Raw genomic sequence first — 13,422 nt, 5'->3', positions numbered from 1 at the left:
GTGAGCTCCGCGAATCTGACCCGTGCCGAAACCGCCGCGCGCGCCCGCGCACTCGACGTGCACTCCTACCGCGTCGAACTCGACCTGCGGGGTGCCGTCGACGCCCGACGCACCGGATTCCCCACGGTCACGACGCTCGAATTCACCGCCTCCACCGACGAGGCCTGGCTCGATTTCATCGGCGACTCCGTCGAGTCGGTGACGATCAACGGTGAGCTCGTGCCCGTCGTCTACGACGGCGCGCGGATCACCATCGGTGGTCTGAAGGAGATCAACGTCGTCACCGTCGTCGCGACCGGCCGGTACAGCCGGTCGGGGGAGGGGCTGCACCGCTTCGTCGACCCCGTCGACGGCGAAACCTATCTCTACACCCAGTACGAACCGGCCGACGCCCGTCGCGTGTTCGCGTGCTTCGAACAGCCGGATCTCAAGGCGCCGTTCACCTTCGTGGTCACGGCCCCGCGCCGCTGGCAGGTGCTCTCGAACGAGGCCGCCGAGCGCACGGTGCAGCGCGACGACACCCAGACCGTGACGTTCGCGCCGACCCAGCCGATCTCCACCTACATCACCGCGATCGTCGCCGGCCCGTACCACCGGGTCGACGCGTCGTGGAGCCGCGACGAGCTGACGGTGCCACTGGGGGTGCTGTGCCGCGCGTCGCTCGCCGAGCATCTCGACGCCGACGAGATCGTCGAGGTCACCCGGCAGGGCATGGACTTCTACGCCGAGCACTTCGACTATCCGTATCCGTTCGGCAAGTACGACCAGGTGTTCGTGCCCGAATACAACCTCGGCGCGATGGAGAACCCCGGCTGCGTCACCTTCACCGAGGCGTACGTTTTCCGCGGTGCCGCCACCGCCGCCCAGCATCAGGGTCGCGCGAACACGATCCTCCACGAGATGGCCCACATGTGGTTCGGCGATCTGGTGACCATGAAGTGGTGGGACGACCTGTGGCTGAAGGAGTCGTTCGCCGATTTCATGGGCGCCTTCACCAGCGCTGAGGCCACCAAGTTCACCGACGCGTGGGTGGCCTTCGCGAACCGCCGCAAGGCCTGGGCGTATCTGCAGGACCAGCTGCCCACGACGCATCCGATCGTCGCCGACATCGTCGACCTCGAGGCCGCGAAGCTGAACTTCGACGGCATCACCTACGCCAAGGGCGCGAGCGTGCTCAAGCAGCTCGTGGCCTATGTCGGCCGCGACGCCTTCTTCGAAGGTGCCCGCCGGTACTTCCGCAAGCACGCCTTCGGCAACACCACCCTCGACGATCTGCTCGTCGAACTGTCGAGCACCTCCGGCCGCGACCTGACGTCGTGGGCGCAGGCGTGGCTGCAGACCACCGGCGTATCAACCCTGCATCTCGAGGAGTCCGGGACCGGGTACGAGATCGTGCAGGGCGATCCGCGCCCGCATCGCCTCGCCGTCGGCTGCTACGACTCCGACGACTCCGGCGATCTCGTTCGCACCCACCGCGTCGAGGTCGACCTCGCCGACGAACGCACCCCCGTCGACCTGCCCGAGGCGGCGCTGGTGCTGCTCAACGACGACGACCTCACCTACGCCAAGGTTCGCCTCGACACGCGGTCGCTCGACACGGTCGAGTCCTCCCTGGACCGCGTCCGCGAACCGCTCGCGCGCGGCCTGCTGTGGTCGGCGCTGTGGAACGCGACCCGCGACGGGGAACTCGCCGTCGCCCGCTATCTGTCGATGGCCGCCGGGTTCGCCCCGTACGAGGCGGACATCGCGCTGCTCACCGCGGTGCTTGCCAACGCGGCCCAGGCCGTCGAACACTATGTGCCGGACTCGGCGCGCACCGATGCGCGGCGTCGCTGGCTCGACGCGGTCTGGGACGGAATGCACGGTGTCGCACCCGGCAGCGACGCCCAGCTGGCATTCGCCCGCGCGCTCGGTGTCGCGGCGAGCGTGGACGACCGGCACGCCGCCGACCTGCGAGCGATCCTGTGCGGCAACCTCGCACCGCCGGAGGGCCTGCGCCTCGACCCCGACCTGCGATGGAGCTGGTGGGCAGCGCTGACCACGACCGGCGACGCCGACGAGGCCGACCTCGACGAGGAACTGCGCAACGACGACACCGCCTCGGGACGCACCGCGCACCTGCGCGCGCTCGCCTCTCGCCCGCGCGCCGAGGTCAAGGCGCACGCGTGGGCGACGATCTTCGCCGACCACACCCTCACCAACGACCACCTCGACGCGACCATCGCCGGGTTCCGCGCCGGGGAGCGCCGCGACCTGATCTCCGCCTACGACACCGATTACTTCGCGGTGCTCTGTGAGACGTGGACGAGCCGCAGCATCGAGATCGCCCGCCGCATCGTCGTCGGATTGTTTCCCGCGGCCGACAGCCTCGAACCCGTCGACACCTGGCTCGAGGCCCACACCGATGCCCCGGCCGCGCTGCGGCGCCTGGTCATCGAACAGCGCGATCATCTCGCCCGCGACCTTCGTGTCCAGAGGATCAACACGCCGTGACCAGCCCGGATCTGCCCCGTCCCGAGGGGCCCGCGGTCCCGGACACGGTCGCCACCGCGATGCGGCGGCTGCGGGAGAAGGCGACTTCGGAGAACACCCGCGCCGCCCAGATCGGCGACTGGACGATCTTCACCCGCTGGTGCGAACGCACCGGGCACAGTCCGATGCCGGCCACCGCCGAGCAACTGAGCTGGTTCCTCACCGAGAAGGCCGCCGAAGTGCGCCCCGATGGACGCTGGGCGTACGCGCCGTCGACGCTGTCGCGCTGGGTGTCGACCATCAACAAGATGCACGCCCTGGCGGGCCTACCGAAACCCGGTGGGCACGAATCGGTCCGGGACCTGCTGCGAGGCATCCGACGCGATCGGGCCACCCCGCCGGCGCGCCGGACCCCGCTGCTCACCGACGACATCCGCACCATCCTCTCCGCGATGCGCGTCGAGGCGGCCGACGGCGGGTGGGCCGAACGCGTCGCCGAACGTCGCGACGCGGCGCTGCTGCTCATGGGATTGGCCGGGGCGCTGCGCCGCTCGGAGCTCACCGGGCTCGTCGTCTCCGACGTCGTCCCGCACCGCGCCGACGGGCTCTACGTGACGGTCCGCCGGTCCAAGACCGACCGCAGTGCGCGCGGCCGCACGGTCACCCTGCCGTACGGGTCCGATCCGCACACCTGTCCGGTGTGTGCCTATCGACGCTGGCGGGAGGTGCTCGACGCGTGGGACGAGTCCGGACGCGAGGCCGTCGTCGACCTGCTCGGTACCGCCGCGGCCGACCCGGCCGAGCACTGCTGCCGCGGTCTGGCGGCCGGGCGCACGCAGGACGGCGACCGGCCCCTGTTCCGGCCGGTGCACCACAGCGGCGCGGTGGGGACGACCGCGCTGTCGGGGCAGTCCGTGCACTCGATGATCCAGCGCCGCGCCCGCCGCGCCGGATTCAGCGACGACCTCGTCGCCACCCTGGGCGGGCACAGCCTGCGGGCCGGGTTCGTCACCCAGGCGGTGCGCGGCGGCGCGACCACACAGACGATCATGACGCAGACCGGACACGCGGACGAACGGATGGTCGCGCTGTACAGCCGCCACCACGCCGGTCTCGTCGGCAACGCGGTCACCCAACTCGGCCTGTGAACGGATCCGGGTGGATCCGATCCCACTCAGCGACGCCGAACCCACCCGAATCGACGATGGAACCAGCCCAGGCCGTTGCCCGACGCTCGTAGGCTGAGGCGCGACCGACATACGGACAGGAGATCGCGGTGGCACAGACGAAAACGGACGCTCCGACCATCGACGAGTTGCTCACCGAACTCGCTGCACTCGACGATCCGAAGATCCGCGCGGTGAACGAGAAACACGGCGACGACCACGGCGTGAACCTCAGCGCCCTGCGCGCCGTCGCCAAGCGGGTGAAGACGCAGCACGAGCTCGCGCAGCAACTCTGGGCCACCGGCGACACCGCCGCCCGGCTGCTCGCGCTGCTGATCTGCCGCCCGAAGGCGTTCACCGCCGACGAACTCGACACGATGGTCCGTGAGACCGGCACCCCGAAGGTGCACGACTGGTTCGTGAACTACGTCGTGAAGAAGAACCCGCACGCGGAGGAGCTGCGCGGGCGATGGATGACCGATCCAGATCCGATCGTCGCGAGCGCAGGCTGGGCACTCACCGCCGAGCGTGTCGTCAAGAACGCCGACGGCCTCGACCTGTCCGGCCTGCTCGACATCATCGACGCTCAGATGCGCGACGCCCCCGAACGATTGCAGTGGGCGATGAACACGTGCCTGGCGCAGGTCGGCATCGAACACCCCGACCACCGGGCCCGCGCGCTCGACATCGGCGAACGCCTCGAGGTGCTGAAGGACTATCCGACGTCACCGGGCTGCACGTCACCGTACGCGCCGGCCTGGATCGGCGAGATGGTGCAACGGAAGAGTACGTGAGCTATCGCAGGCCGCTGGGAAGGATACGACTATTCCTCATCGAGGGTTGCACTGCACGTTTGCGCGTCAGTGTTTATTTCCCACACGAACGCGTATTGGCTACCTTCGGCTACATCGATCGCCCCTGATTCCCTCAGATTGCAGCGCACTCCGAGCGAATTGCACTGCAGTAGTCCAGTCATGGAGTAGGGCTGCAATCCAATAGGAACATTCCGGATAGTATGGCGTGCCCCGGTCGGGATAATCACTTGATTCGCGATATGGACCGTAATATCCGCGGTGCACCCGTAGTCCTGATCTTCGTAAACGAGCGCAATCGTCGCTGTGGCGGGCTCGGATGATGGACTTGAGGTGTCGTTGGGGGGCGGGGGAGGAGGTTCTTGGCCCTGAGTGCTAACGATTACGCCGAGAACGGCCCCCAATGCGGTAATCAGTGCAGCCAACGCCCCGATGCCCTCTGCGGACTTCCAGAAACTCTTGCCTTCTCCGCTGGACTGGTCGGAGGGTGCGTTCATCGGATCCTCCCGCGTTCGTTGCAGTGGTTTCACAACGTTGGGTGAAGCGCCATCGGCATGGCTCCACCGGCGGCCTTGTGGCGGGCCCGGTTGGTGACATGACCAGTATGAGCTGTCCGAAGATGCGAAATTTCTGAATTGCCGATTTTCCCTGGAGTGTTCTCGCGGCGACATCCAATTTTGTGTGATAAGTAATGGAGTAATTTGGTGCGGGCAACTCTTTGCTGAGTGAATTTCGAGGTGGTGGCCTACGCGCAAATATCCCCGGAGCGACAGACGTCCCCGTACGCACCGGGCTGGATCGGCGAGATGGTGCGATGGAGGAACGAGGCGACGGCCACCCCCTCGTAGCTCACGCCACGTCGAGTGTGCGGATCTCCTGCCGGATCTCGTTCCACCCGGTGGTCCGTCCCGTCAGCAACCACACCCGGGCGTCGAACCAGTATCCGCGGCCACCGGCCACCGCCGTGACCAGGTGTGCGAACGCCACGAGCGCCCGATCACCCCCACCGCGCGGCCTGCGAACGGGATGGATCACCCGCCGCTGCGGTGCTTCGTAATCGACTGTGCGTTCCTGTGCGGTCCTGGCCCAGGGCATTCGCATTCGACTTCCGGTGTCGGATCGTTCCGGTCGGTACCGGGAGTGGGTACCTCCGCGATTGGGTACCGTTCCGAGCGAGGGTACGCGGCAGGCCGGGCCCCGCATGCGCATTCGCGGGAAAGCCCTGGCCGGCGCCGGATATCAGCGACGACGAGGAGAACGATGCAGCTCCCCACCACCGACACCGACTTCGGCACCCTCGACGCGTGGTGGCGGGCCGCGAACTATCTGTCCGTCGGCCAGATCTACCTCATGGACAATCCGCTGCTGCGCGAACCGCTGCGGCCCGAACACATCAAACCGCGGCTGCTCGGACACTGGGGCACCACACCGGGATTGAACTTCGTCTACGCGCACCTCAACCGCGCCATCACCACCCGCGACCTGGACATGATGTACGTCATGGGTCCCGGTCACGGCGGACCCGGACCGGTGGCCGCGGCGTGGCTCGAAGGCACCTACAGCGAGGTCTACCCGGATATCTCCCGCGACGAGGACGGCATGCGGCGCCTGTTCCGCCAGTTCTCGTTCCCCGGCGGCATTCCCAGCCACGTCGCCCCCGAGACCCCCGGATCGATCCACGAGGGCGGTGAACTCGGCTACTCCCTCTCGCATGCCTACGGCGCCGCCTTCGACAATCCCGATCTGATCGTCGCCGCGGTCGTCGGCGACGGCGAAGCCGAAACGGGGCCGCTGGCCGCGAGCTGGCATTCGACGAAATTCGTCGACCCGCGCCGCGACGGCGCGGTACTGCCGATCCTGCACCTCAATGGTTTCAAGATCGCCAACCCGACGGTGCTCGCGCGCATCGGCGAGGACGAACTGATCTCGCTGCTGCGTGGCTACGGGCACGAACCGATCGTCGTCGCCGGCGACCATCCCGCCGACATGCATCGGCGCTTCGCCGCCGCCCTCGACGCGGCGCTCGACCGCATCTCCGAGATCCAGCAGACCGCCCGCAGCTCAGGAAACGCGACCCGCCCGGCGTGGCCGATGATCGTGCTCCGGTCCCCGAAGGGCTGGACCGGCCCGGTGGAGGTCGACGACGCCCCGGTCGAGGGCACGTGGCGCGCCCACCAGGTGCCGATCGGTGATCCGCGCAGGAACGACGAGCACCGCCACCTCCTCGAGGAGTGGCTGCGCAGCTACCGGCCGAAGGAGTTGTTCGACGACGACGGCGTTCCCGTCGCGGCCCTGCGCGACCTCGCGCCCCGTGGCACCCGGCGGATGAGCGCCAACCCGCACGCCAACGGGGGAGCGGTGCTGCGGGATCTGATCCTGCCCGACTTCCGCGACTACGCCGTCGACGTTCCCGAACCGGCCACCGCCACCGGCGAGGCCACCCGCATCCTCGGCACCTTCCTGCGCGACGTCATGCGGCGCAACGCCACGAACTTCCGGATGTTCGCGCCCGACGAGAACAACTCCAACCGCCTCGACGCGGTCCTCGACGCCACCGACCGCACCTGGAACGCGCGCATCGAGCCGGGTGACGACCGGGTCGCCCCCGACGGCCGCGTCATGGAGATCCTGTCCGAACACACCTGCCAGGGCTGGCTCGAGGGGTATCTGCTCACCGGCCGGCACGGATTGTTCTCCAGCTACGAGGCTTTCGCGCACCTGGTCGACTCGATGGTGAACCAGCACGCCAAATGGCTGCTCACCACGAACCGGATCCGCTGGCGCCGCCCCATCCCGTCGCTGAACTACCTGCTCACCTCCCACGTGTGGCGGCAGGACCACAACGGCTTCTCGCACCAGGATCCCGGATTCATCGACCACGTCGTCAACAAGAAACCCGAGGTCGTGCGCGTCTACCTGCCGCCGGACGCCAACACCCTGCTTTCGGTGGCCGATCATTGCTTGCGCACCCGCCAGTACATCAACGTGATCGTCGCCGGGAAGCAACCGGCCGTACAGTTCCTCGATATCGACGACGCGATGACCCACTGCCGCAAGGGCATCGGGATCTGGCAGTGGGCCTCGACCGACCGCGACGTCGAACCGGATGTGGTGCTCACCTGCGCCGGCGACATCCCCACGATGGAAACCCTCGCAGCCGTCGACATCCTGCACCGCCGCTTCCCCGACCTGCGGATCCGGGTGGTCAACGTCGTCGACCTCATGCGGCTGCAGGACGACCGGGCGCACCCGCACGGGCTGCCGGGCGCGCACTTCGACGCGCTGTTCACCACCGACAAGCCGGTGGTCTTCGCCTACCACGGCTATCCGTGGCTGATCCACCGTCTCGTCTACCGGCGCACCAACCACGAGAACTTCCACGTCCACGGCTACATCGAGGAGGGCACGACCACCACACCGTTCGACATGTGCGTGCTCAACCGCATCGACCGCTACCACCTCGCGCTCGACGTCCTCGACCGCGTCGAGCGGATCCGGCCGATCGCCGGGCACGCCCGCGAGGAACTCGAGAACATCCTCGCCGAACACACCCGCTACGTGCGTACCCACGGCGAGGACATGCCGGTGATCACCGACTGGCACTGGCAGGGCGTCGGAATTGACTGAGCGTCAAACCGATCCGCGGCGGGCCAGTCGCCCGGCGGTGAAGGCGTCGACGTCGACCTCGTCGAGGGAGGTCACCACCAGATCGGCGCCCGCGTCCTCGAGGTCGGCGGCGTCGTCGAAACGGGCGACACCGAGCGCCCACATGCCGCCGGCCTTCGCCGCCCGGATCCCGCTGATCGCGTCCTCGACGACCACGCACGCCTGGGCGGGCACCTCGAGTTCGTCGGCGGCGGTGAGGAACAGTTCCGGGTCGGGTTTGCCGTGGGCGACCGGGCGGCCGGACAGATCCGCGTCGAACCGGTCGAGCAGCGTCTCGCCAGGACGGTCGTGGGCGGGGACCGCCCGCAGGAACAGCCCGGCATTCTTCGACGAGGACGCCGCGGCCACCGCGATCCCCGCCGCCTGCACGGCCGCGACGAAGCGCACCCCGTCGTCGTAGGCGCGGAACCGGCGCTCGTCGATCAACCGCAGCAACCGGGCCTGCTTGCACTGGGCGTAGTCCACCGCGCGGCGCTCGGCGTCGGGCACCGCGAAGTATTCGAGCGCGGCGCGGGCGCCGTCCATCCGCGGCCGACCCGACAGCACCTGCCGGTACACCGCCGCGGTGAACGCGTCGTCGGTCCAGGAGGTCTCGGGTTGCAGGTCGCGCCAGTCGCCGGTCATCAACTCCGCCAGCGCTTCCCGCCACGCCGTCTCGTGCGGTGAATCGACGAGCACCCCGTCGACGTCGAAGATCACCGCACGGAACCGCGACTGCGTCTCGGGCACGATGTCCTCCTCGCGGTCAGGCAGGGACGGCGGCGAGCCGGAACTCGTGCGACTCGCCGGCGCCGAGCTCGACGAGTTCGCCGTCCACCGCGACCTGCACCGGCACCCGGAAGCCCTCGGTCTCGGCGCGCACCGACAGCTTGTCGCCGTCGATCCGCACCCGCAGGGGAGTGCCGCGGTACCGCATGGAGAACGACACCCCGTCGAGGTGCGAGACGAGCTTGGGCCGGAAGACGAGCACGTCGCCGTACGCGCGGGCACCGACGTAGTAGCGCTGCACCAGATCGAGGGTGCCGCCCATGACCCCCATGTGGATGCCTTCCTTGGTGGTGCCGCCCTGCAGGTCGCTGACATCGCTCTCGAGCGCGAGCTTGAACCGCAGCCACGACGACTGCGGGTCGAAGGTGGCGAGCACACCGGCGAACGTCACGTGACTGAGCGTCGACCCGTGCGAGGTGCGCTGGTCGTAGTAGTCGACGGTGCGGCGCACGAGGTCGCGATCGTAGGGATAACCGAGCTGCTCGAACACCTGGCGCAACTCGGCATCGTCGAACAGGAAGAACAGCATCACCGTGTCGGCCTGCTTGGCGACCTTGTAGGCATCCGGGTCGCGGCCCTCCGCCCGCAGGATGCGGTCCATCCGACCGATGTTGCCGTACTTCGTGCGGTAGTGCTCCCAGTCAAGTTCCTCGAGATCCTCGTAGCCCTCGAACTGGCTGATCACCCCGTCGTGGTAGGGCACGAACATTCTCCGGCTCATCTCCGACCAGGTGCGCAGTTCCTCGTCGGTGACCCGCAACCGGGCCCGCAGGGCCGTGCGCCGGCTCTTCGACAGCACCTCGAAGACGTCCAGGGCGCGCGCCGCGATCCACGCGACCATCACGTTGGTGTACGCGTTGTTGCGCAGACCGCCCTCGGTGGCTCCCGGATACCGTTCGTGGAACTCGTCCGGGCCCATCACCCCATGGATCTCGTAGCGGTCCCGCTCCGGGTTGTAGTGCGCGATCGACGCCCAGAACCGCGCGATCTCGAGCATCATCTCGGCGCCGTAGTCGGCCAGGAAGTCGACGTCGTCGGTGGCCTGATAGTAGTGCCACACGTTGTAGAAGATCGCGGCGCTGACGTGACGCTGGTTCCGGCTCAAGTCCGGATCCCATTGCCCCGACATCGGATTGAGATGCACCGTCTGGGTCTCCTCCGTGCCGTCGCTGCCGCTCTGCCAGGGGAACATCGCGCCGCGGTAACCGGCCTCGCTCGCCGCGGCCTGCGCCTCGCCCAACCGGCGGTAACGGTAGAGGATCAGTCCCTTGGTGATCTCGGGGACCCGCATGTTCAGGAAGGGATAGACGAACATCTCGTCCCAGAACACGTGCCCGCGATAAGCCTCGCCGTTGAGTCCGCGCGCCGGCACTCCCGCGTCGAGGCGCGCGGTGTGCCGTGAGCAGACCTGCAGCACGTGCGAGACGTGCAGACGCAACAGCAACTGCGCGCGCGGCTCCCGCGGCAGCCGGATGTCGCAGATGTCCCACAACTCGTCCCAGGCCGCGACGTGCTCGTCGTACGCCTCGGCGAAATCCGGATAGCGCAACACGTGCCGGCCCGCCGACGCGAGGGGCTCGGTGATCGCGTCGTCGCGGGAGGTGAACATCGCCACCATCTTCTCGATGCGCACCGTCGAGCCCTCGGCGATGTCGAAGGAGAGGACCTGCTGGATGTAGTCCTCCATCTGGTACAGATCGCGGTCGACGAGCATCGCCCCGCACGAGCCCTCCCGGAACACCCGGGTGCGGGCGGCCTGGGCGATGTAGGTGTCGGACTGGCGGATCTGCACCTTCAGCGCGATCGTCTCGGGGCCGTAGGTGCGCGGCGAGACCGGATCGAGGTGCCGTGCCTCGAGATCGCGGTAGCGGGCCACGGCGCGGTTGGAGACCCGGCCGTCGAGGGCGGTGACGATCTCGACCCGCCCCGACCAGTTCTCCGGGGTCAGCGACCATTCGAGCGCCCCCTGGTTCGGATGCTCCATGCTCACGAACCGCCTGCTGCACAGCGACGTCTCGCGGCCGTGCCGATCCCGGAACCGCAGTTCGCGGACCACGGTGGCGGTGCGGATGTCGTAGACGTGCCGGTAGTCGAGGATCTCCATCTGTGCCAGGCGGATCGCCTCGCCGCCGTCGATGCGCAGCTTCAGCACGAGCCAGTTCGGGAGGTTGACCAGATCCTCGTTCAGGACCGGGCTGCCACCCATGATGGTGGTCTCGCGGTTGTAGCAACGATGCGCGTAGGTCCCCGGATAATGGACCTCGCCCATGTCTTCCCACTCGGCGGTGCCGCGTGAACAGAAGTAGCCGTTGCCCGTCGAGGTCAGGGCTTCGCGCAGGGGTTCGTCGTCTGGATCGAAACCGTCGTAGTCGAGGGTGAACTCCGGGTCGTACACGCGAACCTCCTGGCGGGTCGTACTCGACACGAACTGTCCGGCGGTGCTGTCACCCGGCGGCGCTGTCATCTGCCCAGGGCCGACAGGAAACGTTCGACGTCGTCGACCGACGCGAGGACGAACTCGGCGTCGGTGCGGCGTCCGGCCATCTCCGGGTCGTCGGGGCTGCCGACGAGGATCCCGATGCCGCGACCCCGCAACGCCCGGAAGGCGTCCTCGTCGGTGATGTCGTCGCCGAGATAGAGCGGCACGACGTCGTCGGAGGCGAGACCGAGGACCTCGATCAGGTGCAGGACCGCCTTGCCTTTGTTCCAGTCCACGGCCGGTTTGAGTTCGTAGACCATCTTTCCCGGCACCACGGCGAGCCGGTCGGGGTTCTCCTGCAACAGCGTCTCGACGATCGCACCGACCCGGTCGTGCACCTCGGGGGAGGCCTGCCGGTAGTGCACGGCAACCGACGCGCGCTTCGGTTCGATGCCGACACCGTCGAGACCGTCCAGGCGGGTGCGCAGGGTCTCGGTGGTCTCGGTGATCAGATCGGTGAAGTCGGTGAGGACGTCGTGGGCGATCTGCCCGTGGGTGGGGCTCCAGATGTCGAAACCGTGGCTGCCGGCGACGACGAGATCGTCGACCCCCATGAGCTGCTGGACGACGTCGCGGTCGCGGCCGGTGACGATGCACACCGACACGCGGTCGGCGAGTTCACGGACGGTGCGGCGCATGGCATCCGACCACACCGCGTCCTCGGGACGGGCGACGATCGGGGTGAGCACACCGTCGTAGTCGAGGAAGACCGCGGGCCGGCGGCCCGCGAGACGATCGGACAGAGCGGCGCCGTCGAGTGCCGACGGTAGGTCCTCCACGGTGCGCGGCGCGGTCATCTGATCGGTACTCCTGTCGTCGCGGCGACCCGTCATGGTTCGCACCGTACACAAAGATCGAAAGGCTCGGCCGTGGATCCGGGGAGGGGGATCGGCCGGATGCAGCGGTCAGCGGACCGGGCGTCGCCAGTGCTCGTCCGCGGTGAGCCGGGAGCGGACGTGTTCGGCGGCATCGTCGTTGCGGAACGGGCCGGTCAGCAGGTCGGCGTAGACGTGTGAGACGGCGGCATGGCGCAGTCCGCTGCGACGGTCCATCCGTTCGAAGACCACCGGCGACCAGGGGATCGCCACCACGACGTCGCCGCCGTGCTCGACCGGGCGCAGGCCGAGACTGTCGGCGAAGTCGTCGGGGTCGTCGGCGTAGACCTCGAGCAGCGTCGGGGCCGCGTAGTCGGTGGCGCCGACGCCGGTGAGCGCGTAGGGGATGTCGATGCGTTCGGCCAGTCGCGCGCGGGTCGCGGTGACGCCCTCGGGGGCGGTGAACCGGCGGACCGCGCAGACCTTCCGCTCGGCGGCCCAGGCCCGCAGCATCGGTTCCCAGCGCACCTCGACGATCGGGCCGCGCGGGACCCGGCGCACGAGCTCACGTTCGACGAGCACCTCGACGACGCGGTAGGTCGCGCCGGTGGACGCGCCGGACAGCTTGATCAGTTCCGGGACGGAGATCTCCCCGACGTGATCGGCGAGTGCGCGCACCACGCGGTCGGACGGTTCGCCGGTGAGCACCCCGGACGGGCGGCCCGGGCCGCGCCACGGGTCGGCGTCGGCGCCGCGGTCGCGGACCCACACCGCCGGGCGGTCGGCGACGAGCGAGAGGTTGCCGGTCGCGTCGGCGTAGGAGATGCCGTGCCGGTCGAGCTGGCGGCGCACCGGATCGGACAGATAGTGGGCGCACACGAAGCCGCGGTCGGAGTCGGACAGGTCGGCGGCGATGCGCGCGACGTCGCCGGAGAGCACACCTCGGGAGGCGACCACGGAGAAGGACACGGTGTCGCCGTCGGGGGCGGAGACGAGCATCCGGGTGGGTGCCTCGGGGGAGCGGGGGCGGTCGCTCGACAGCGACCAGCCGAGCGGCAGGCACGCCTCGAGTCGGGCGGTGGCGCGACGGTAGATGTCGATGTACCGCTCGGGGCGGGGACCGATGGTGTTCTCGGGGGCGGGAGCCGACTGTGTCACATCCACCACCGTAGTCACTCTGTGCATGACGGAAAAGAGAAATAATCGAAATCCCATAGGGCGGAACAACCCCTCTCCCGCACCGC

General features: G+C 68.5%; 9 protein-coding genes. 4 read left to right on the top strand and 5 right to left on the bottom strand.

The window, feature by feature from the left end; all coding sequences use genetic code 11:
• From pepN to BLV31_RS13695, 3 genes are all read left to right on the top strand, one after another.
• Complete coding sequence (pepN, locus tag BLV31_RS13705; RefSeq protein ID WP_064061049.1) at positions 1 to 2,493, top strand: aminopeptidase N; 2,493 nt, start codon at positions 1 to 3, stop codon at positions 2,491 to 2,493.
• The gene (locus BLV31_RS13700; protein ID WP_071935018.1) at positions 2,490 to 3,620 is read left to right on the top strand and encodes a site-specific integrase; all 1,131 of its coding nucleotides are present in this window, start codon (positions 2,490 to 2,492) and stop codon (positions 3,618 to 3,620) included. The genes pepN and BLV31_RS13700 overlap by 4 nt, the downstream gene beginning before the upstream one ends.
• A 128-nt stretch (positions 3,621 to 3,748) precedes the next feature.
• On the top strand, positions 3,749 to 4,432 hold the full coding sequence (locus tag BLV31_RS13695; RefSeq protein WP_064061030.1) for a DNA alkylation repair protein: 684 nt from the start codon (positions 3,749 to 3,751) through the stop codon (positions 4,430 to 4,432).
• 867 nt (positions 4,433 to 5,299) lie between these two features.
• Here BLV31_RS13695 and BLV31_RS25025 read toward each other — a convergent pair.
• Positions 5,300 to 5,437 carry a hypothetical protein gene (locus tag BLV31_RS25025; RefSeq protein ID WP_155738849.1) on the bottom strand — a complete coding sequence of 46 codons (138 nt, stop codon included), beginning with the start codon at positions 5,435 to 5,437 and terminating at the stop codon, positions 5,300 to 5,302.
• A gap of 273 nt (positions 5,438 to 5,710) precedes the next feature.
• Here BLV31_RS25025 and BLV31_RS13685 point away from each other — a divergent pair, with 273 nt between their 5' ends.
• Positions 5,711 to 8,077, top strand: coding sequence for a phosphoketolase family protein (locus BLV31_RS13685; RefSeq protein ID WP_064061032.1), 2,367 nt, complete (start codon positions 5,711 to 5,713; stop codon positions 8,075 to 8,077).
• Positions 8,078 to 8,080: 3 nt separating this feature from the next.
• On the opposite strand, the gene BLV31_RS13680 is transcribed toward BLV31_RS13685, so the two are convergent.
• The 4 genes from BLV31_RS13680 to BLV31_RS13665 form a co-directional block, all read right to left on the bottom strand.
• Positions 8,081 to 8,845 (bottom strand): HAD family hydrolase, encoded by a 765-nt coding sequence (locus tag BLV31_RS13680; RefSeq protein WP_064061033.1) that lies wholly within the window; start codon positions 8,843 to 8,845, stop codon positions 8,081 to 8,083.
• A gap of 16 nt (positions 8,846 to 8,861) precedes the next feature.
• Positions 8,862 to 11,279, bottom strand: coding sequence for a glycoside hydrolase family 65 protein (locus BLV31_RS13675; protein WP_174556281.1), 2,418 nt, complete (start codon positions 11,277 to 11,279; stop codon positions 8,862 to 8,864).
• A gap of 65 nt (positions 11,280 to 11,344) precedes the next feature.
• Positions 11,345 to 12,196: a trehalose-phosphatase gene (gene otsB, locus BLV31_RS13670; RefSeq protein ID WP_230810854.1), complete on the bottom strand. Its 852-nt coding sequence runs from the start codon at positions 12,194 to 12,196 to the stop codon at positions 11,345 to 11,347.
• Between the two features lie 72 nt (positions 12,197 to 12,268).
• The gene (locus BLV31_RS13665) at positions 12,269 to 13,336 is read right to left on the bottom strand and encodes a helix-turn-helix domain-containing protein (RefSeq protein ID WP_024101029.1); all 1,068 of its coding nucleotides are present in this window, start codon (positions 13,334 to 13,336) and stop codon (positions 12,269 to 12,271) included.
• Positions 13,337 to 13,422: the final 86 nt, after the last annotated feature.

The organism is Rhodococcus pyridinivorans (assembly GCF_900105195.1).
Classification (GTDB): Bacteria; Actinomycetota; Actinomycetes; order Mycobacteriales; family Mycobacteriaceae; genus Rhodococcus; species Rhodococcus pyridinivorans.
This window is presented reverse-complemented; position numbering and strand designations above follow the sequence as displayed.